The 19676-nt window shown below is 67.3% G+C and carries 20 protein-coding genes; 9 read left to right on the forward strand and 11 right to left on the reverse strand.

Annotation, left to right across the window (positions count from 1 at the left end):
• Positions 1–203 precede the first annotated feature (203 nt).
• Positions 204–1211 (forward strand): oxygenase MpaB family protein, encoded by a 1008-nt coding sequence (locus G6N09_RS17455; protein WP_083022871.1) that lies wholly within the window; start codon positions 204–206, stop codon positions 1209–1211.
• A gap of 14 nt (positions 1212–1225) precedes the next feature.
• Here the strand turns inward: G6N09_RS17455 and G6N09_RS17460 are convergent, their stop codons facing one another.
• On the reverse strand, positions 1226–2359 hold the full coding sequence (locus G6N09_RS17460; protein ID WP_083022872.1) for a TIGR03857 family LLM class F420-dependent oxidoreductase: 1134 nt from the start codon (positions 2357–2359) through the stop codon (positions 1226–1228).
• A gap of 44 nt (positions 2360–2403) precedes the next feature.
• A complete protein-coding gene (locus tag G6N09_RS17465) occupies positions 2404–2904 on the reverse strand; it encodes a TspO/MBR family protein (RefSeq protein ID WP_083022873.1) in 501 nt (166 codons plus the stop codon).
• A 59-nt stretch (positions 2905–2963) separates the two neighbouring features.
• On the opposite strand from G6N09_RS17465, the gene G6N09_RS17470 reads away from it, so the two are divergent.
• The gene (locus tag G6N09_RS17470) at positions 2964–5327 is read left to right on the forward strand and encodes an AAA family ATPase (RefSeq protein ID WP_234806911.1); all 2364 of its coding nucleotides are present in this window, start codon (positions 2964–2966) and stop codon (positions 5325–5327) included.
• A gap of 10 nt (positions 5328–5337) precedes the next feature.
• On the opposite strand, the gene G6N09_RS17475 is transcribed toward G6N09_RS17470, so the two are convergent.
• The 4 genes from G6N09_RS17475 to G6N09_RS17490 form a co-directional block, all read right to left on the reverse strand.
• Entirely contained in the window at positions 5338–5766 is a 429-nt protein-coding gene (locus G6N09_RS17475; protein ID WP_083022874.1) for a DUF6319 family protein, read from the reverse strand.
• A gap of 125 nt (positions 5767–5891) precedes the next feature.
• Entirely contained in the window at positions 5892–6575 is a 684-nt protein-coding gene (locus tag G6N09_RS17480; RefSeq protein WP_275985430.1) for a VldE C-terminal domain-containing protein, read from the reverse strand.
• Between the two features lie 53 nt (positions 6576–6628).
• Complete coding sequence (locus G6N09_RS17485; RefSeq protein WP_083022878.1) at positions 6629–8278, reverse strand: NAD-dependent malic enzyme; 1650 nt, start codon at positions 8276–8278, stop codon at positions 6629–6631.
• A 39-nt stretch (positions 8279–8317) separates the two neighbouring features.
• Positions 8318–8629 carry a DUF732 domain-containing protein gene (locus tag G6N09_RS17490; protein ID WP_083022880.1) on the reverse strand — a complete coding sequence of 104 codons (312 nt, stop codon included), beginning with the start codon at positions 8627–8629 and terminating at the stop codon, positions 8318–8320.
• A 114-nt stretch (positions 8630–8743) separates the two neighbouring features.
• Here G6N09_RS17490 and G6N09_RS17495 point away from each other — a divergent pair, with 114 nt between their 5' ends.
• Positions 8744–9139: a hypothetical protein gene (locus tag G6N09_RS17495; RefSeq protein WP_083022882.1), complete on the forward strand. Its 396-nt coding sequence runs from the start codon at positions 8744–8746 to the stop codon at positions 9137–9139.
• A gap of 6 nt (positions 9140–9145) precedes the next feature.
• Here G6N09_RS17495 and G6N09_RS17500 read toward each other — a convergent pair whose 3' ends face one another.
• Both G6N09_RS17500 and G6N09_RS17505 read right to left on the reverse strand, forming a co-directional pair.
• Positions 9146–10753 carry a ribonuclease H-like domain-containing protein gene (locus G6N09_RS17500; protein ID WP_234806912.1) on the reverse strand — a complete coding sequence of 536 codons (1608 nt, stop codon included), beginning with the start codon at positions 10751–10753 and terminating at the stop codon, positions 9146–9148.
• Between the two features lie 74 nt (positions 10754–10827).
• The gene (locus G6N09_RS17505) at positions 10828–11406 is read right to left on the reverse strand and encodes a diacylglycerol-binding protein (RefSeq protein WP_234806913.1); all 579 of its coding nucleotides are present in this window, start codon (positions 11404–11406) and stop codon (positions 10828–10830) included.
• Positions 11407–11427: 21 nt separating this feature from the next.
• Between G6N09_RS17505 and G6N09_RS17510 the strand changes: the two genes are divergently transcribed.
• The gene (locus G6N09_RS17510) at positions 11428–11979 is read left to right on the forward strand and encodes a class I SAM-dependent methyltransferase (RefSeq protein WP_083022887.1); all 552 of its coding nucleotides are present in this window, start codon (positions 11428–11430) and stop codon (positions 11977–11979) included.
• Here G6N09_RS17510 and G6N09_RS17515 read toward each other — a convergent pair.
• Both G6N09_RS17515 and G6N09_RS17520 read right to left on the reverse strand, forming a co-directional pair.
• Complete coding sequence (locus tag G6N09_RS17515) at positions 11976–12623, reverse strand: glycoside hydrolase (protein ID WP_083022889.1); 648 nt, start codon at positions 12621–12623, stop codon at positions 11976–11978. The two genes, G6N09_RS17510 and G6N09_RS17515, sit on opposite strands and share 4 nt — an antisense overlap.
• A gap of 316 nt (positions 12624–12939) precedes the next feature.
• Entirely contained in the window at positions 12940–14118 is a 1179-nt protein-coding gene (locus G6N09_RS17520) for an acyl-CoA dehydrogenase family protein (protein ID WP_083022891.1), read from the reverse strand.
• A gap of 94 nt (positions 14119–14212) precedes the next feature.
• Between G6N09_RS17520 and fabG the strand changes: the two genes are divergently transcribed.
• Genes fabG through G6N09_RS17545 form a run of 5 tightly spaced genes read left to right on the forward strand, consistent with a single transcriptional unit; the run spans position 14213 to position 18662 of the window.
• On the forward strand, positions 14213–14950 hold the full coding sequence (fabG, locus tag G6N09_RS17525; protein WP_083023436.1) for a 3-oxoacyl-ACP reductase FabG: 738 nt from the start codon (positions 14213–14215) through the stop codon (positions 14948–14950).
• A 2-nt stretch (positions 14951–14952) separates the two neighbouring features.
• Positions 14953–16167, forward strand: coding sequence for an acetyl-CoA C-acetyltransferase (locus G6N09_RS17530; protein WP_083023439.1), 1215 nt, complete (start codon positions 14953–14955; stop codon positions 16165–16167).
• Positions 16164–17357 (forward strand): acyl-CoA dehydrogenase family protein, encoded by a 1194-nt coding sequence (locus tag G6N09_RS17535; protein WP_083022894.1) that lies wholly within the window; start codon positions 16164–16166, stop codon positions 17355–17357. Before G6N09_RS17530 ends, G6N09_RS17535 begins: the two co-directional genes overlap by 4 nt.
• A 4-nt stretch (positions 17358–17361) precedes the next feature.
• Positions 17362–18084, forward strand: coding sequence for a GntR family transcriptional regulator (locus G6N09_RS17540; protein WP_083022895.1), 723 nt, complete (start codon positions 17362–17364; stop codon positions 18082–18084).
• Positions 18085–18098: 14 nt separating this feature from the next.
• Positions 18099–18662 carry a hypothetical protein gene (locus G6N09_RS17545; RefSeq protein WP_083022897.1) on the forward strand — a complete coding sequence of 188 codons (564 nt, stop codon included), beginning with the start codon at positions 18099–18101 and terminating at the stop codon, positions 18660–18662.
• Between the two features lie 16 nt (positions 18663–18678).
• On the opposite strand, the gene G6N09_RS17550 is transcribed toward G6N09_RS17545, so the two are convergent.
• Complete coding sequence (locus tag G6N09_RS17550; RefSeq protein ID WP_083022900.1) at positions 18679–19083, reverse strand: hypothetical protein; 405 nt, start codon at positions 19081–19083, stop codon at positions 18679–18681.
• Positions 19084–19676: the final 593 nt, after the last annotated feature.

Here is a 19676-nt window from a genome sequence, read left to right on the forward strand (position 1 = left end):
CCTATTCGCGAGGTGGGCGTGGGTGCGCCCGATCGAATTCTGGCACCGCGGCCACCCGCACACCATGTATTGAGTCGACAGAACCTCAGGGCCTTTCTTGACCCGCGTGCGGTGATTGACCCGAATCCGGACTGCCCCTAAACTCCCATACTGATAACGCATGTTGTCAGATATGGTCAACGATGACGTGGGAGTGCGCGCGCATGAGTCAAGAAATGTCGGACACCTGCCCGGCAGCCGACCAGACGCCGATCGCGGCGGGCTGTCCCGTCAGCAACAGCGGCTACGACTCACCCCCGGTACCACTGGGCCCGGACTCCTTGACCTGGAAATACTTCGGACAGTGGACGGGCCTGTTCCAGGGCACCTGGGCCGGCTCCATGCAGAACATGCATCCGCAACTGGGCGCGGCCGTCAAAGACCACTCGATCTTCTTCATCGAGCGCATCCCGCGCCTGCTGCGCTCGATCTACCCGATCGGCGGCGTGGTGTTCGACGGCTACCGCGCCCCGCAGACCGGCGAAGAGATCCGCAACTACCACATCGGCCTCAACGGCGTCGATGAGCAGGGGCGCCGCTACAGTGCGCTGAACCCCGACGTCTTCTACTGGGCGCACTCGACCTTCTTCAAGTCGACCCTGCTGGCTGCCGAGAAGTTCGGCGGGGGACTCACCGAGGCCGACAAGCGGCAGCTCTTCGACGAGCACGTCGAGTGGTACCGCATGTACGGCATGAGCATGCGCCCGGTGCCCAAGACCTGGGAAGAATTCGAAGAGTACTGGGACCACATGTGCCGCAACGTCCTGGAGAACAACTGGGCGGCCCGTGAGGTCATGGATCTGTCGACCATGCCCAAGCACCCGTCGCTGAACTGGATTCCGGACTGGATGTGGAAGCTGAACCTCAAGGTCGGGCAGCGATTCCTGACCTTCATGACGGTGGCGCTCTATGACGAGCCGGTGCGTGAACTGATGGGCTACACCTGGTCGCCGCGACAGGCCCGCATGCACGACGCGCTGTGCAAGGTGATCACCTTCGTCGGCAAGCACGCGCCGCAGCGGTGGTTGATGCATCCGCGTAAGCGCTCGGCACTGGACCGGGCCTCCGGTCGCCTCCCGGTGGACGCACCCCTGGTGCAGACCCCGGCACGTAACCTGCCGCCGGTCGCCTACCGCGACGACCCGCACTTCTACTGCCCCAAGGTCGACTGACCGCGGTCTTCGATTCAGGCGAACCGGCCCGGATTCGCCGCCACCGCCCGAGGCAGTGTCGGCCGGTCGGCGCGGTAGGCCTGCACGACGGGCTCCAGCTCGTGGGGGCTGGCCCCATGCATGATCACCGAATGCACGCCGAGGTCGAACTGGCGGGCGACGGTGCCGGCGCAGGCACGGGCCGATCCCGCTGCGGCCGCGGCTAACCACTCGGCCGGAATCAGCTCGGCCAGCCGCTGCAGCGTCTCAAAGGACGCACTGGCGTCGATCGGGCCGGCGGTGGCGGCATCGGTGAACAGCTCCGACTGGCGGATTCGGTCCCACACGGTCGGATCCCAGCCATTGGCCGAGACCAGCACGTCGGGGTAGGCCTGCAAGTAGGTTGCCAACCGTCCGACCCCGCGACGCAGCTGATCATCCGGGGACAACGAGTCACACACCGTCGCCAGGCACGCCCAGATGCGGACGCTGTCGGGATCGCGGCCCGCCCGTTCGGCCCCGCGCCGCACGGCTGCAACCGAGGCCTCGGTCGCGCGATCGGAGAAGAACGTGTGCAGCACCACGAAATCGGCGATCTCGCCGGCCAGCTCCATGGTCTTGGGGCCCACCGCCACCAGGCCGATCGGCGGTCCTTCGCCCAGGCCGTTGGCATGGCGCAGCATCGGCCATTTTCCGGCCGGGCCGTCATGGTCCAGGATCATCTCGCCGGCCCAGAGCCGGCGCAGAATGCCGAAGAAGTCACGCAGCCGGGCCGCGGTCACCGTCGGCAGTCCCATGGCCTGCCAATATCCACCCATCCCGCGCCCGAACGCCATGGCGAAGCGGCCCTCCGTCAGGGCGTGCATGGTCGAACCCACCGTCGCGGTCACCGTCGGGTGGCGGGTGTGGTGATTGGTCGAGGGGGCGATGCCCAATTTCTGGCTGCAGCCCGCCACGGCACCGCTGAGCACCGCAGGGTCTTTGACGGTAAAGCGTTCCCCGATGTGGCAGGAGCCCAGCCCCAGCGCCTCGGCGGCCCGGGCTTCGGGCAGGACGACGCGGGCATCCGCGGGGTGCCGGGTCACGGCGTAATAGCCGAGCTCGTTGAGCTGGTAGTCCGCGCTCGCCGCGCTCAAGGACTCGGTGACCTGCGGTGCGGTGCGATCCATTCCGCAATTACACTACGCAGCGTAGCGTTATACAAGCGCCCGGTTCAGCTGTTCAGCGACCACACCGAGTAGTTCAGGGCGGTCGCGAACAGGATCCACCCGAGATACGGCAGCAGCATCACGGCGGCGGGGCGCCGCACCTTCCAGAACAGTGCGATGGTGACGGCGACCGCCAAATCCAGCACCAGAATGTCGACCAAGGCCAGGCCCCGCCAGCCGAGCCCGAAGAACAGCGGCGACCAGATCAGGTTCAGGGCCAACTGTACGGCGTAGGCGATGATCGCGGGGTTGGTCCACCGCGGATCGGCGCGCCAGACCAGCCAGGCCGCGACCGCCATCAGTAGGTACAGCACGCTCCACACCGGACCGAACAGGTAACTCGGTGGCGCCCAAGAGGGTTGGGCAAGCGTGCCATATTTGGCCGCGGCACCCGCGGAGGCATACCCCCCGAGGGTCGCCACGATGATCACCGCGACCAGCGAAGTCAGCAGCGCGGCCAGGTGCTCGGAACGGGGCTTATCGGTGTTCGGCGCAATCGTTCCCATGGCGTCACTGTAGCCGCGCGAGTCATCGTCGGCGGCCCAGTCGCCAGTAAGGTTCCCCCGTGGAGGCCGCCAGCAAGACCATCGTGCTGACCGAAGAATTCCAGCAAGCCCTGGGGCTGCTGGAGGCAGGTCGGCACCTCTTCCTGACCGGCAAGGCCGGCACCGGCAAGTCCACGCTCATCCGCCACTTCCTGGCCACCACCGACCGCAACGTAGTGGTGGTGGCGCCCACCGGGATCGCCGCCCTCAACGTCGACGGGCACACCATCCACCGGCTGTTCGGATTTCGGCCCACCACGACGCTGGCCGATGTCCTCGGCGGCCAATACCGGCCCGGTCGGTTCACCACGACCCTCGCCAAGCTGCAGACCCTCATCATCGACGAGGCGTCGATGGTGCGCGCCGACGTGTTCGACATGATCGCGGCGGCATTGCAGCGCTTCGGTCCGCAACCCGGCACACCGTTCGGTGGTGTCCAGGTGGTGCTGGTGGGCGACCTGTATCAGCTGCCGCCGGTGGTCGCCGAGGGGGAGCGGCACTACTTCGCGACGAGCTATGACACCCCGTACTTCTTTTCGGCGAACACGTTTCGCCGGGACGATTTCCCGAGCGTGTCGCTGACCACGGTGTTCCGCCAGCTCGGCGACGACCGGATGACCGCGATTCTCAACGAGATTCGTGAAGGAGTGTTGCTCGGACACGCCAAGCAGCAACTGGATGCCCGGGTGGACCCCGAGTTCGTGCCGCCCGACGGCGAGTTCTGGCTGACACTGGCGCCCACCAACAGGCTGGTGACTGCGCGCAACCGCCAGCAGCTCGAGCGGTTGCCCGGCGAGGAGATGGTGCACCGAGCGACCGAATCCGGTGACCTGTCCCTGTTCGACAAGCCCCTGGACGACGACCTGCGGTTCAAGGTCGGCGCCCAGGTGATGATGCTCAACAACGATCAGGCCGAACGGTGGGTGAACGGCTCGATCGGGCGTGTTCTGGGAGTGGGCTATGACCGCTACGGGGCGGTGGTCGAAGTCGAGTTCCCCAACGGTGACATCGCCGCGGTGACCCCGTTCACCTGGGAGGCCACCCGCCCGATGGTCGAGGGGTCAACCCTGCAGCGCGAGGTCGTCGGCACGTTCACCCAGTTGCCGTTCAAACTGGCCTGGGCCATCACCATTCACAAGAGCCAGGGCCAGACCCTGGACAGGTTGGTGGTGGATCTGTCCGGGGGCATGTTCTCCACCGGCCAGCTGTATGTGGCGCTGAGCCGCTGCACGTCCCTGGCGGGTCTGGTGCTCAAACGCCCTGTGCTGCCTAAGGATCTGAAGGTCGACCGCCGGATCGCCCGGTTCCTGCGTGCCGCATCTGCCGGTGATCATTCCCGCCGATACTGCGCGATCGGACTGCTCACCGTCGGTGAGGAGGGCCGGATGTCGCGGCCGCGGCCGGTGGAGCTGGCGGTGGCATTCGACGACGGTACTGCCCTCTCGACCCTGATCAACCCGCAGCGGGATCTGGCCGATGCGCGCCAGGCGTATGGGATCGGGGTGGCCGACGTGCTGCTGGCGCCCACGCTGGCGCAGGCCTGGGCCGTGATCGCGCCGATGCTGGCCGGCTGCACCCCGGTGGGCCCCAACGTGGATGAGACGCTCGGGCTGATCGACTACGAACTCAAGCGCCTAGGCCAGGTGGTTCCGATGCCCCTGGGTCTGCAGCGCCGGGGGCGGGGCGCGACCGCGGCCACCGCCCTGCAGCGTGCCCGGGCCGCGCTGGAACGCCTCGACGCCGTCGACCTGGATGCCGGCTCGTCGCCGTTTGATGACCCCGAGCAGACCGGCGAGCTGGCGGGCATCCTGCTCAGTCGCGATCCCGACGTCACCACCCCAGCCGCAGAACATCTTCCGGCCCTGTCCGCGTTGCTCCGCGTCAGCCGGGACCTCGGCGCCATCCTGCTGGGCGTCGCCGCCGCCGATCAGGTCTCGGTAGCCGGGGAATCCAGTTGGGAGCAGGCAGCTCGCCAGGGCGCAGCCGACCAGCTGCTGGTCGCGGCCGGTCAGGCCCAGCTACCGGAGGTGGTATTGGGCAGGTTGCGGGCGGCGCTGGGGGCCTTGGGTGCCGGCGATCTGGTGGCCGGCCTGGAGTGCTCGCCGATGGCCGGTGCTATCGACGCGGTGCTGGTCCCCGGCGCCCGCATCTGCTTCACCGGAACCGCCGTCGACGATTGCGGCCGCATCGTGGAGCGTGACGAGATGGAGCGACGCGCCACCGCAGCCGGCCTGGCGCCGGTGCGTTCGGTGACCAAGACCCGCTGCGAGGTGCTGGTGATCGCCGAGGCGGGCACGCAGTCCGGAAAGGCCCGCAAAGCCCAGGAATACGGCAAACCGGTCTACACCGCCGACGAGTTCCTGGATTGGCTCGCGCACCAGTGAGCGGCGGCCCTCAGTCCAAGTCTGCCAAGGCTTTCCGAGCGGCTTCGAGTTCGGCCTCCAGTGCGGCCACCCGAGCCGCGTGCTGGGAGCGGGCCTCGGCCATCAACGCCTCGATCGGTGCGAACAGCTCCTCATGCAATTCCTTGGCGGCGCGCGACACCGCCGCGGCAGCCACCTCAAGATTGCGCACCAGGTAGCTGCTGCCCTGCTTGATCTCGGCATGCCATTCGCCGTCGGCGGTCCCGGTGACCGTCAGGGTCAGCTCGAGGGTCTTGGATTTCTTGCCGGCTGACTTCTTGACCGGCTCCTTGGTCTCGGGGGCGACCAGAGCCGCAGGGGCGGCGGGAGCCTCGGGGGCCGTCGGTGCCTGCGTGACGGCGTCCATCGACGAGTCGGGGTCGGTCGTCGGGGCTTGCGCGGCGATCGTGGGGGCAGTCATGTTGCGGCGAACTCCTTGCTCAATCATCGCCCGCGCGGCGGCAGGCGGTCTCGCCCTGCATTAGAACACACGTTCGAGAAGTTCGGTTCTTTCGGCCCGCCGTGGCGCCCGGGTCGAACTAACGCTCAATCCTTCGGCGGCGGGCTCATCGAGGAGATGTAGTACGTCTCCTGTCCGGTGGGGTAGCCGCCGCCATCGGTGGCGATATGAACATGGTCGTAGTGGTTGGCCGTCTCATTGCCGTAGTCCGACGTCCAGTTACCGCCACCGACGCCCGGGTAGATCTTCTGCCGCCAGATGACATGGTTGACACCCCAGCGCTGAGCGTTGGCCAGCGCGTAACCGGCGATCTGGTCGCCGAGCAGAATCCCGGCCTCACTGTGATAGTCGGGGATCATCACGTCGATGGCCAGCCCGTCGGGATGCCATCGCAGCGGGTCCTGGCGGTAGCCGTAGATGGTCGTGATCTCCTGAAACAGCACGCCGATGGTGCGGGCCGCCCAGATGGTCTTGACCTGCAGCCCGTTCTCCGGGGCCGCGCCGGGGGGCAGCGGGAAGGTGAACTGCTGACCTTCGGTGGGCATCGGCACGCTGGCCGCCAGCGCCGCAGCCTCGGCGGGGTTGGCGATCCGCATACCCCCGCTGGGCTGGGCCGGTGGCGAGGACGGTGCCGCCTGCGGGGTCTCGGTGGGTTTGGGCGCCGCATCGTTGCTGCTCTGGGCATAGATGAGGGCACCGGAGATAGCCAACGACGTCAGAATGGCCAGGCTGCGACCGCAGAACCTGGCGATCTTTCGTCCGTCCACCAAGAGAACTGTAGTGACTTGACGCCGGTTGGCGCGGGACCGGTGGTTTCGCGCGGCTACCGAGTCCGGTACTCCGGGGTCCAGCGGGCCCGCCGGACGGTCTCGGCGACCTCCTCATCGGAGGCCGCCGGTGCCACGCCGTCACGCACCGCCTGGATGGCGACCGCGGTGGCGATCCGGGTGGTGATCTCGGGCAGGTCCGCGAACGCGGGCAGCAGCGGCTGGTCGGCGTCGGTCAGCGCGGGGGAGGCGTCGCCGAGCGTGGTGGCGGCAGCACGCATCATGGCATCGGTGACGCGCGAGGCGCGTGCGGCGGTGACCGCCAGTCCGATCGCCGGGAAGATATATACGTTGTTGCACTGCGCGACGCGGCGGCTGCGCTGGCCGTGCGGGATCGGGGGGAAGGGCGACCCGGTGGCGATCAGGGCACGCCCGCCGGTCCACTCGTCCAGCTCTGCCGGGTGCGCCTCGGCTCGGCTGGTGGGATTGGACAGCGGGAAGATGATCGGCCGGTCGGTCTTGGCCGCCAGCTCCCGAACGATGCTTTCGGTGAACGCACCGGCCACCGTCGACAGGCCCAGCAAGATCCCCACATCGACGTGGTGCACCACATCGGCCAGGCCGCGGGCGTCCCAGCCCGACACCCGCGACGCGGATTGGGCGAATCGGCGCTGGCTCTCGGACAGGTCGTCGCGGTCGTCGGTCAGCAACCCATTGATGTCGATCGCCCAGATCCGCTCGGCGGCCTGCGCGTCGGAGAGGCCTTCGGCGACCATCTGTTGCCGGATCATCTCCAGCACGCCGATGCCCGCCGAACCGGCGCCGAGCATCACCACCTGTTGCTGGGACAGCGGGCGTCCCGCGGCGCGGACAGCACCGTGCAGCGCGCCCAGGGCCACGGCTGCGGTGCCCTGGATGTCGTCGTTGAATGTCAGCATCCGGTCCCGGTAGCGATTCAGCAGTGGCAGCGCATGCACGGTGGCAAAGTCCTCCCACTGCAGCAGGACCTCCGGCATTTCCTCGCGCACCACCGCGACGAAGTCGTCGACGAAGGCGTAGTACTCCTCGTCGCTGATCCGGCGGTGACGCCACCCCAGGTATTGCGGATCGTGGAGCAGTTCGACGTTGTCGGTGCCGACATCGAGAATGATCGGCAAGGTGCGGGCCGGATCGATTCCGCCGATCAGGGTGTAGAGCGACAGCTTGCCGATCGGAATGCCCATGCCGCCGATGCCCTGGTCGCCCAGGCCCAGGATGCGCTGTCCGTCGGTCACGACGATGACATCGACCTGGTGTTCCCAACGGTTGCGCAGCACTTCCCGTAGCCGATCGCGATCCGGGTAGGACACGAACAGTCCACGCGGCCGCCGGTAGATCTCGCTGAACTGCCGGCACGCGTCGCCCACCGTCGGGGTATAGACGATCGGCAGCATCTCCTCGATGTGGTCACTGAGCAGCCGGTAGAACAACGTCTCATTGCGGTCCTGCAGAGCGCGCAGGTAGCTGTGCTTGTCCAGATCATCGCGCCGGTTGGAGAACTCGGCGTAGGTGTGCGCGACCTGTTCGGCGATCGTCTTCACCGCAACCGGCAGCAGACCCAACAGGCCCAGCTCCCGGCGCTCGTCCTGGCTGAATGCGGTGCCCTTGGTGGTGAGCGGATCGAACAGCAGATCCTGACCTCGGCGTTGCGGCTGTTGTGGGGTCACCGAGTCGCCTTTCTCATCAACCGCCGGCCGGTGCGGCGTCTAGGAACCGGGGCACAGCTCCTGGCGGGCTGCCTCGGCGATCAGGGGGAACTGCGGCCATGCCGGGTAATAGGGCGCCTGCATCTCGACAGTCCGCCCGACGTGCAGGTTCTCGCAGATCATGTGTCCCAGTGCCCGGACACTGGGTTCGGTGATCGGCGCGTCATCGGCGTAGCGGGCTGTGTAGCCATGGGAATTGAGATAGGCCATGAACCCGGCGTCGTTTGCGGATGCGGTGGCCGCACCCAGCAGTGCGCCCGTTGCAATACCGGCGGCGGCCAGGGGTGCGGTCAATCCGAGGGGCCAACGCATACCGGTGATGCTACGGCCCGGGGGCGACGGCACGGTTCGACCCGGCCCGGAAAGTCCCACCGATCACACCGCTATTGCTGCTAGCGTCAACCGGCGAGAAGAAAGGCGCTGGACGTGAAATCAACCGCACTCGGGGCGGCACTTGCCGCAGGTGTGCTGGCCGGGCTGATCGCGGCCGCGTCATCGGCTCAGGCTGACCCGCTCAATCCCCGTGACCCCGACTACTGCGGCAACAGCCCGGACATCCTGCGGTGCGCCGAGCAACAGTCGACCTATCCCAGTCCCGCTGAGATGGCCTATCTGAACGCCATCCGCGCGAAGTTCCCGCCGGGGACCGAGGCCCGCCGGCTGGCCGCGGGTCGGACCGCGTGCCTGGAATTCCCGAAGCACCCGACCAGCCTCATCGTCGATCAGGTGGCGGTCTACCTACAGATCCCCAAACCCACCGCCGGCGAGGTGGTGGAGGCGGCCCGCACCAACATCTGTCCCACGGTGAAGACCCAAGGCTGAAACTCCTCAGCGGAGGTGGCGGCGCACCCCGTCGCGAATGGCGGCCTGAGCCGCGACGTCGCACTCGTTGTAGCTCAGACACCACTGTCGGGCGGCCTCGGACTGCGGGCCATTGCCCCGTGCAGCGTCGATCGCACCCTGGGAAGCCAGGCCGCCTGGATCCTCGACCTTCCACTGGAAACCGAAGAAACCGGCCACCTGTTTGATCGACGATGAAGTGCGGGAAAAGAAGGTCGCGTCGAACCACTTCCGCAAGTCATAGGTGAGCCCATCGAGCGCCTGCTGCACGTCGGAGAATCGGCGCGTGCTGGAGATCTCCGGATGGTGCCAATGGAATATCTGTATCGACTTGCCGTCCCGGGCAGCGTCGCCGCGCAACTGCTGGATCCGCGTGGCGAATTCGGCGGCCAGTTGGGCCTCGCGATCTTCATCGAGCGGATCGAAGGAGACCACCGGCGCATAGCGCGCGGTGGTGTCATCTTGGCCGTCGCGAACCCGCAGGCCCCACTGGTAGATCCGGCCCTGGCCATCCCACTCGATGTCGAAGTCGATCTCGATATCGGCGCACGGGACCGTCGGGACGCAGGCGTCGTGTGGTTCGAAATCAACTCCGGCCCAGGTCATCCTGGCGCGACGAACAGCGTTAGCCAGCCGCTCGCGCGGCATCTTGGTACCGACCGACTGGTCGCGGAAATCCTCGATGTGTGCGTCCACGTCGACCGCTGCCAGCTGTGCGATGCTCAGCGTCGTCCCCTCGCCGCAGTGCCGGTAAAGGTACTGCCACTCGCGGATCGTGAGGTGGCCTGCGGTCAACGCAAACGATGCGTCGTCCTCGCCGGCGACGGTGGCGCAGTGGTCGAACCACGCGCAGGTGCCGCAGTCGCTGATGTGGTAGGGACGGACCAGTTCTCGTCCTGCCGCCGCGGCCGCAGCAACCTCCAGACGGAACGCGAACTCATGGTCGTAGCGTTGCAGGGCCGAGCGCGGTCTGCGGTGCGTGGGATCGCTGGCCGAGTACGTCACGATGCTTTCGGCGCCCAGGTCATACCAAGTGATACCGAGAGCCTCGCCGAGCAGGGCGGTGAGGTCGGAGCTGCCGATGATCCCACCGCGGTCGACCCCGCAGTGAAAGCCCAAGTCCTGCAGCATCCGGGTGTAGTGGGCCAGCTGCATGACATCGTCCCGCCAGCGCGCGCCGCGATCGCTGTGGCCGGGATGTGCCTGCCACCGATCCGGTTCCGTCAACGTGGCGATCTCCACCGCTGAACGTTTGGCCCCGGCGACCGTCCGGTGGTTCTTGATGTCGACGGGCAGGTAGCCATCCCGATGGCGGATCAACACATCGGGCAGGCCCTTTCGCCCGTTGATCTCCGGTAGGCGCCCGCCGGCGATCACCTCGACACCGGCCGTCATCGCCGCAACGGTGCGTCGCTGTCGCTCGGCCCAGCCGGTGTCGGCCTCCAGCAGCAACAGTCGGCCGGATGCGCCGTAGCGTGACCGGAGCTCCTCGAGAACGTACGCCTCGAATTCGATGCCGGCGCTGCGCAGCGCCGCCAAGTCCGGGGGAAGAGGTACGGCCTCAACGGCTCCCGGGGCGAACTCGTTGTGTGTCACGCGGGCACATCGTTTCGCCGGGTAGCCGCCCAGCGTGACCGGTGCCACGGTGTCCACTCCGGGCGTGCCCGGCTCTACTCGGCCGGCTGCCGCGCTGAGGCGGCGATCTCGCCGAAGAGCGCCGCGACGACCCCGAAGGCGAAGTACAGCGGCACCAGCCAGGGCGCGACCCCGAACAACCCGTCGGAACCCGGGGCGTAGCGGAAGTGTCCTGCCGCGGCGATGCCGACTTCGACGGCCGGACCGATGATCGCGATCACCGCGCCGCACAGGATCGCCGGACGATCACCCAACGCGCAGTAGGTGAGCACAGCGAACGCGCAGATCAATGTCGTCAACGGAACCACCGGCGCGGTGTGCAGCATGGCGGTGACGACGTAGCTGCCCAGCACGGCGGCCAGCCCGGCCACCCCCTGACGGACGGTGACGGTGCTCCGCGGAGCGGGCAGCAGCAGCCGCAGTTCAGCCAGGAAGACGGTCGCCGATCCGACCAGGATCGGGAAGTACAGCGGACTGCTCCAGATGAACGGAATGATCCGCGACGGCTGCAGGTATTCGGTGGTGCCGGTGACGACGTGGGAGTGGTCACCGATCAGACCGGCCGCGCCGCCGAGCACAAACAGCAGCACGGCGATCGAGGGGCGTAGTTTCACCCCAGCAGTATCGTCCATCCGATGAGCGCCGAGGACCGCAACCGCTGGGATGCGCGGTACGCGCAGCACGCGACGCAGGAACCGGCTGCAATCGGACCGGCCGCGGTGTTCGCCCCGTACACCGATGAGTTTCCGGTCACCGGTCACGCGCTCGATATCGCCTGCGGGCGCGGCGCCGGGGCGCTCTGGCTGGCGCAACGGGGTCTGCAGGTGCTGGGGTGCGATGTCTCGCCGGTAGCCATCGAGCAGGCCCGCCACCGCGCCAGGGACAGCGGTCTTGGCGACCGGTGCCACTTCGAGGTCTCAGACCTTGACGACGGGCTACCGGATGGACCGGCCGCCGATGTCGTCTACTGCGCCCGGTTCCGCGACCAGCGACTGGATGCGCCGATGGCCGCCCGGCTGGCCCCGGGAGGCCTGCTGGCAGTCACCGCCCTGAGTCAGGTGACCGGCGGCTCGGGACGATTCCGGGCCGCCCCGGGCGAACTACGCACGGCATTCGCCGGCCTGGCGGTGATAGCCGAAGGTGACACAGACGGCTTGGCGTGGCTGCTGGCGCGCCGCGGCCGCTAGGCCGGTGCCGGCTCCTCGTGATCGGCGGGCGCCGGACCGGGCTGGGCCGGGGCCTCATCGAGCGGAGGGGCGTCCATCGGGGGCGCCTCACCGGCCGGCACGTCGATCGGGGCCTCCAGCGGGGGCTCGATCGGCGGGACCTCGAACGGCGGCGCGTCCAGGGGAGCGGGGGCCGGCTCGAAGGCCATGGGCTCAGCCATCGGTTCGGCGGGCGGGGGACCCGGCTCCACCATGGCGGCGAACTCCACCGGGGCGCCCTCGGGGAGAGCCTCGGCTTCCATGGGCAGGTACATGTGGTGGGTGAACTGCGACTGGTAGGCGCCGCCGCCGCCGATCCTCACGCCGCCGGGCTCACCGCTGGCCACGGGCGTGCCGTCGGGCAGGGTGACTGCGGTGTGGTGGCTGTTCCAGCCCACCACCACGGCGTTGGGTGCGGTGCCGTAGCGGAAACCGCGGGCCAGCAATGCTGACTCTTCGTTGGCGGTGTGGAACCGGCCGCTGAAGGCCGGCCGGCCGCTGGCGACGTTGGACACCCAGGAGGCCAGACCCGAGCAATCCGTACCGGCGGGAGTGTTCCCACCAACGATGTACGGGGTGCCCGAAACCTGCTGGATGAGCGCCATCAGAGCTTCTAGACCAAACATGACCAGGCACGTTAACAATGGCTAACTGCACTTACCAAAATCTGTGGCACGCATCACGTTTGATATTCATGTTGTCAAACATAACGTTCAGTCGAAAAACGCCAGGTAGACCGATGAAAATGCGCGGAGAGGGTCAATCTATTTCCGTAAGTGCTGGTAGACGCCACGTATGTGTTTGTTCAGGCGGTATTCAACGGTCACAAATTCGCATTATTCCTATCAAATTGCCTGATCAATGGGCGTGCCGCAGGTCTCCCTCGACGCCGGTTTCGACAGAAATTGCCACGCAGCTTGGCGGCGCAAAAAGTGACGCTGCTTACAGTGTGCGCTTGGCGTTTTTGATCAGATTTGAGCCGATGATCAGCCGCTGGATCTCGCTGGTGCCCTCGTAAAGCCGCAGTAGGCGCACGTCACGGTAGATGCGCTCCACCGGCACGCCGCGAATATAGCCGCTGCCGCCGTGGATCTGCACCGCCAGGTCGGCGACCTTTCCGGCCATCTCGGTGCAGAACACCTTGGCCACCGACGGCGCGATCCGCCGGTCCTCGTTGCGCACCCATTTCCGGGCGGCATCGCGAACCAGGGCCTGGCCCGCCATCACCCCGGTCTGCTGGTCGGCGAGCATGGCCTGCACCAGTTGGAAGTCTCCGATGACGCTGCCGCCTTGGGTGGCCGTGGCGGCATAGCTCACCGACTCGTCCAGGGCGCGCTGCGCAGCGCCCACCGCCAGGGCCGCGATATGGACGCGGCCCCGGGCCAGTGAGGTCATCGCGGCCCGATAGCCGATGTCCTCGCTGCCGCCGACCAAGGCGGCGGCAGGCAGTCGCACCCCGGTGAACGTGACATCGGCGGTGGCGGCGCCCTCCTGGCCCATCTTGGCGTCCTTGGCCCCGACCTCGACCCCGGCCGTCTCCGCCGGTACCAGAAACACCGCGATACCGGCGCCACGCTCGTCGGCGGGCCGGGTGCGGGCGAACACCACAAACAGGTCGGCCAGGGGAGCGTTGGTGATGAACCGCTTCTGGCCGTCGAGCACCCAGACTTCGTCTTCGCCGGAGCCCTCGCGCACGGCCTTGGTGCGCAGCCCCGCGGGATTGGAGCCCGCACCGGGCTCGGTGAGCGCGAAGGAGGCGACCGCGCCGGCGGCGATGGGCCCCAGCCAGCGCTCCTTCTGTTCGTCGGTGCCGAAACCCACGAGCACCTGCCCGGCGATCCCGTTGTTGGTGCCGAACATGGACCGCACTGAGGGGCAGGTGTAGCCCAATTCCATCGCCAGCTCGACATCCTGGGTGAGGTCGAGGCCGAGGCCGCCCCACTGCTGGGGGATCGCGTACCCGAACAGGCCCAGATCTTTGGCGGCTTGGCGGAGATCCTCGGGCACCCGATCGGTGTCGAGGATCTCTTGCTCACGCGGTACCACCACGGTCCGCACAAACCGGCGGGTCTGGGACAGGATCTCGGCGAAGACGTCGTCGTCGACAGATTCGATCGTCATGACACGGCCCCTTTCGGCACTGGCCGCCAAATCATATATGAAATATGATGTCGTCCGACCATGGGCGGGCACGACACAGAGGACGGTTGTGGCGATGGCACTACTGAATGGGCGGACGGCGGTGATCACCGGCGGCGCGCAGGGGCTGGGCTTCGCCATCGCGCAACGCTTCGTCGCCGAGGGCGCCCGCGTGGTGCTGGGCGATCTGAACCACGAGGCCACCGAGGCCGCGGCGTCGCGCCTCGGCGCGGACGTTGCGGTGGCGGTGCGCACCGACGTCACCGTGGCCGCTGACGTCGACGCGTTGGTGGCGGCCGCCGTTGAGCGGTTCGGCGGCCTGGACATCATGGTCAACAACGCCGGTATCACGCGCGACGCCACCATGCGCAAGATGACCGAAGACGACTTCGACAAGGTGATCGCGGTACACCTCAAGGGAACGTGGAACGGACTCCGCGCGGCCGCGGCGATCATGCGTGAACGCAAGAGTGGCGCGATCGTGAACATGTCCTCTATATCCGGCAAGGTCGGCATGCTCGGGCAGACCAACTATTCGGCCGCCAAGGCCGGCATCGTCGGCATGACCAAGGCCGCCAGTAAGGAGTTGGCCTACCTCGGGGTCCGCGTCAACGCGATCCAGCCTGGACTGATCCGTTCGGCGATGACAGAGGCTATGCCACAGCGGATCTGGGATTCGAAAGTCGCCGAGGTGCCCATGGGTCGCGCGGGCGAGCCCGACGAGGTGGCTGCCGTCGCACTGTTCCTGGCCTGCGACATGTCCTCTTATATGACAGGCACCGTGCTCGAGGTGACCGGCGGTCGACACCTGTGAGCCTGCGGGAAACCGTCATCTGCGAACCGATTCGGACGCCCATCGGCCGCTACGGCGGCATGTTCGCATCGCTGACCGCCGTCGACCTCGGCGTCGCCGCCCTGACGGGCCTGCTGGAGCGCACCGGACTGCCCGCCGAGGCCATCGACGACGTCGTGCTGGGGCACTGTTATCCCAGTAGTGAGGCCCCCGCGATCGGACGGGTCGTCGCGCTGGATTCGGGTCTGCCGGTGACGGTGCCAGGTATGCAGGTGGACCGTCGCTGCGGCTCGGGGCTGCAGGCGGTGATCCAGGCCTGCCTACAGGTCGGCAGCGGCGCGCACGACGTGGTGATCGCCGGCGGCGCGGAGAGCATGAGCAATGTGACGTTCTACTCCACCGACATGCGCTGGGGCGGGGCCCGCGGCGGAGTCCGGGTACACGACGGCTTGGCACGCGGCCGGACCACGGCGGGCGGGAGGCACCACCCGGTGCCCGGCGGAATGCTGGAGACCGCCGAGAACCTGCGCCGGCAGTACCGCATCTCTCGCGCCGAACAGGACGAACTCGCCGTCGCCTCGCACCAGCGTGCGGTGGCAGCGCAGCGCAGTGGGCTCCTCGCCGAGGAGATCATCGGTGTCACGGTGCGCTCCCGCGCAGGCGAGCAGCGGATCGACACCGACGAACATCCCCGGGCCGACACCACAGTGGAGTCGCTGGCCGCGCTCAGACCGGTTCTGGGCAAGACCGATCCAGAGGCCACCGTCACCGCAGGCAATTCCAGCGGTCAGAACGACGCCGCCTCCATGTGCGTGGTGACCACCCGGGACAAGGCGCAGCAGCTCGGCCTGACCCCGCTGGTCCGCCTGGTGTCCTGGGGCCTGGCCGGGGTGCGGCCCGAAGTCATGGGCATCGGCCCGGTGCCCGCCACCGATGCCGCCCTGCAGCGAGCCGGCCTCACCTGGTCCGACATCGACCTGATCGAGCTGAACGAAGCGTTCGCCGCTCAGGCACTGGCGGTCATGGCGGAGTGGAGATTCGGCGCCGCGGACCGGGAGCGGACCAACGTGCACGGCTCGGGAATCTCACTGGGGCATCCGGTGGGCGCCACCGGCGGCCGGATGCTGGCGACACTGGCGCGAGAGCTGCACCGCCGCCAAGCGCGCTACGGACTGGAAACCATGTGCATCGGAGGCGGCCAGGGACTGGCCGCCGTATTCGAAAGGGTCGTCGAATGACCAGACTGTGCCAGACGTTGGGACTGACCGAGAGCCAGACCGAGATCATCGCGGCGGTGCGGGCGTTCGTCGACAAAGAGGTGATCCCGCAGGCCGCCGAATTCGAGCGTGCCGATGCCTACCCGCAACCGATCGTCGACGGTATGGCGAATCTGGGTCTCTTCGGCTTGATGATTCCCGAGGAATACGGCGGGCTGGGGGAGTCACTGCTCACCTACGCATTGTGCGTCGAGGAGCTCGCGCGCGGCTGGATGAGCATCTCCGGGGTGATCAACACCCATTTCATCGTCGCCTACATGCTGCGCCAGCACGGCACCGACGAACAGAAGCAGCGTTACCTGCCGGCGATGGCGACCGGGGATGTGCGCGGGGCGTTCTCGATGTCCGAACCCGAACTGGGCTCCGACGTCGCCGCGATCCGCACCCGGGCCACCCGCACCGCCGACGGCGACTTCCTCATCAACGGTCAGAAGATGTGGCTCACCAACGGTGCCACCTCGAGCCTGGTGGCGGTGTTGGTCCACACCGACGAGGGGGCAGACACCCCGCACCGCAATATGACTGCGTTCCTGGTCGAGAAACCCACCGGATTCGGTGAAGTCGTCCAGGGGCTCACCATCCCGGGCAAGATCGACAAGCTCGGATATAAAGGTATCGACACCACCGAGATGATCTTCGACGATTACCGGGCCGGTGCGGCCGATGTCCTGGGTGGAGCCACCGGCCGCGGCTTCTATCAGATGATGGACGGCATCGAGGTTGGCCGGGTCAATGTGGCGGCCCGCGCCTGCGGGGTGGGAATCCGCGCCTTCGAGCTCGCAGCCCGATACGCCCAGCAGCGCAACACCTTCGGTAAGCCGATCGCCGAGCATCAGGCCGTCGCGTTCGGGCTCGCCGAAATGGCGACCAAGGTGGAGGCCGCGCACCTGATGGTCGTCAACGCAGCTCGGCTGAAGGACTCCGGCGAACGCAATGACCTGGCCGCGGGCATGGCGAAATACCTGGCCAGTGAGTACTGCAACGAGGTCACTCAGCAGAGCTTCCGTATCCACGGCGGCTACGGCTACTCGAAGGAATACGAAATCGAGCGCTTGATGCGTGACGCTCCGTTCCTGTTGATCGGCGAGGGCACCAGCGAAATCCAGAAGCAGATCATCAGTAAGCGCCTGCTGGCCGACTACCGGATCTGAGTCCATGTCTGTCCCCGACTTCACCACCCGGCCGCAACTGTCGGAGGCCGTCGCGCGATTCGTGCGCCAACGGATCTTCGACGGCGGCTACGCCGCGGGCTCATACGTCCGATTGGACCAGCTGGCAACGGAGTTGGGTATCAGCGTCACCCCGGTGCGTGAGGCCCTGCTGGAGCTGCGCGCCGAAGGTCTACTGGTGCAGCAGCCCCACCGCGGATTCATGGTGGTTTCGGTGACGAGGCGTGATCTGGCCGACGTCGCCGATGTCCAGGCGTTCGTCGGTGGTGAGTTGGCTGCGCGGGCTGCCGTGGGGATCACCGATGAGCAGCTGGCCGAGCTCGAGGAGATCCAATCCCAGCTGGAGCGGGCCTACGCCGGAGACGACGAGAACCAGACCGTGCGGCTCAACCACGAGTTCCACCGGGCGATCAACGTGGCGGCGCACTCACCCAAGCTTGCCCAGATGATGTCCCAGATAACCCGGTATGCACCCGAGTCGGTCTTCCCGGGGATCACCGGATGGCCGGAGCGCTCGATGCGGGATCATCGGCGAGTGCTCGCCGCGCTTGCAGCGCATGATCAGGCGCTGGCCCGTACCGCGATGGTCGAGCATCTCGTCGCCGGGGTGGCCCCGCTGATCGAGCATCTGAGCAGCCGTGGGGTGGTCTCCGGCGAAGAGGGCAGCGACGCGCACCTCGATCAGCGCCCGTCTCCGACAAGGACATGAGACCGTATCAACCTATGCAGAACCACAGTTACCTGACTTACGAGGAGTTCGGGCGCAAGTTCTTCGAGATCGCGGTCACCGAAGAGCGAGTGGCTGCAGCGTTCGCCGCTATCGCCGGCGACGAATTCGACATGCCCCCCATGCGTCAGGGGCCAGGCGGCATCGCGCGGGTCAGTGCCCGAGTGCGCATTCAGCAGCCCCGGGTGGCACGCGGTCTGGGCGAGGAACTCACGTTCGCCATCCACATACCGTTGGAGATCGACCTGCTCATCGATCTGCGCCTGGATAAGCAGCGCTTCACCGTCGCCGGTGAGATCGCGCTGCGTGCCACCGCCCGTGCCGCCCAGCCGTTGCTGCTGATCATCGATGTGCCCAAACCCCGGCCGTCCGACATCACCGTTGAGGTGTCATCGACCTCGATTCGCGGTGAGTTGTTGCGGATCTTCGCCGGTGTCGACGGCGAGATCCGGCGCTTCATCGCACATTACGTAGCCGACGAGATCGAGAACCCGCAGTCCCAGCAGGCCCAGATCATCGACGTGGCCGAGCGACTCGACTCCGCCTGGACCGGAATCTGACCGGCCGGAGGCGGCTTCAGGGATAGGGGATCGCGGGGATCGCCGGAATGGCCGGGATCGCGGGAATGGCGGGAATCGCCGGGATGGCAGGAATCGCCGGGACGGCGGGCACCGCGGGAGCTGAGGGGGCACGGGGTGGCGCCGGCGCCGCCGGTGCCTGCTTGGCGGTGGGCTCGACCACGGGAGCCGCGCTGGTGAGAGGGGCCTCCGGCAGGGTTGTCGGTGCTGGCTCAGGCTCGCCGCCGGGATTGTCTGGATTGTTGCCGGGGACCGGCGGCGCCGCGGGTGCCTCGGTCACATCGGCGTAGCCGTCCTCCTCGGAATCACCGCCGCAGTCGCCGCAGGCGGTCGCGACCACGCCCACCGCGAGTCCGACCGCCACCATCGACAGCACTGACTTACCGAAACCGCGATTGCGCATGGATGCTCCCCGTCGTTCGGTGCTTGCTAGTCACCCTACGACGCCGGGTGGGCGGGGTGATCGTTGTCGTCCAAAGGGAGTTGTCGCTGAAGTTCGGCCTCGGGTGGGCATAGCGAAATTGCATACCGGCCCCGACGATCCAGATCATCATCAACGGGTTGAAGAAGTGCGTCCAACCGACCCCGGCCGGGATTGCGCCGGCGAAATCCGACAGTGACACGCTTCCTGGCCGTGTGTGATGAATTCCTCACGCGGGAATGCTGCGGATCCACTTGCCGAACGCCATGGCACACCACATGCCCGGCTACGCCGATCGGGATGGGCCAGGCAACGTGAAACCATCGGGTAGTGCCCCACCCGCACCTCTCGGTCGAGGCATAGCGGCCGAAGGCGAGACCGTCGCGGTCGGTCTCGACGTCGCGCTCGGCCAGCCGTGACCGGGCGCCGATACGACCTCGAAGCCGTCATCTTCCTGGTCGCTGGGGTGCCCTGTCGCTATCGCTGCTGGTGAGCGACGTGGGATCTGCGTCTCGAGCCGGCCCCCAGCGCGCTGAACCGCTGCGTGGTCACCGCTGGACGCCAGGCGCGTTAAG

The sequence above is a fragment of the Mycolicibacter minnesotensis genome, from assembly GCF_010731755.1.
GTDB lineage: Bacteria > Actinomycetota > Actinomycetes > Mycobacteriales > Mycobacteriaceae > Mycobacterium > Mycobacterium minnesotense.

Coding starts and splice junctions, on each gene's coding strand:
- G6N09_RS17510 (WP_083022887.1), top strand. CDS start 11,428: ATGAGCGCCGAGGACCGCAACCGCTGGGATGCGCGGTACGCGCAGCAC.
- G6N09_RS17550 (WP_083022900.1), bottom strand. CDS start 19,083: ATGCGCAATCGCGGTTTCGGTAAGTCAGTGCTGTCGATGGTGGCGGTC.
- G6N09_RS17465 (WP_083022873.1), bottom strand. CDS start 2,904: ATGGGAACGATTGCGCCGAACACCGATAAGCCCCGTTCCGAGCACCTG.
- G6N09_RS17515 (WP_083022889.1), bottom strand. CDS start 12,623: ATGTTTGGTCTAGAAGCTCTGATGGCGCTCATCCAGCAGGTTTCGGGC.
- G6N09_RS17545 (WP_083022897.1), top strand. CDS start 18,099: ATGCAGAACCACAGTTACCTGACTTACGAGGAGTTCGGGCGCAAGTTC.
- G6N09_RS17460 (WP_083022872.1), bottom strand. CDS start 2,359: ATGGATCGCACCGCACCGCAGGTCACCGAGTCCTTGAGCGCGGCGAGC.
- G6N09_RS17475 (WP_083022874.1), bottom strand. CDS start 5,766: ATGACTGCCCCCACGATCGCCGCGCAAGCCCCGACGACCGACCCCGAC.
- G6N09_RS17520 (WP_083022891.1), bottom strand. CDS start 14,118: ATGACGATCGAATCTGTCGACGACGACGTCTTCGCCGAGATCCTGTCC.
- fabG (WP_083023436.1), top strand. CDS start 14,213: ATGGCACTACTGAATGGGCGGACGGCGGTGATCACCGGCGGCGCGCAG.
- G6N09_RS17540 (WP_083022895.1), top strand. CDS start 17,362: ATGTCTGTCCCCGACTTCACCACCCGGCCGCAACTGTCGGAGGCCGTC.
- G6N09_RS17535 (WP_083022894.1), top strand. CDS start 16,164: ATGACCAGACTGTGCCAGACGTTGGGACTGACCGAGAGCCAGACCGAG.
- G6N09_RS17455 (WP_083022871.1), top strand. CDS start 204: ATGAGTCAAGAAATGTCGGACACCTGCCCGGCAGCCGACCAGACGCCG.
- G6N09_RS17490 (WP_083022880.1), bottom strand. CDS start 8,629: ATGCGTTGGCCCCTCGGATTGACCGCACCCCTGGCCGCCGCCGGTATT.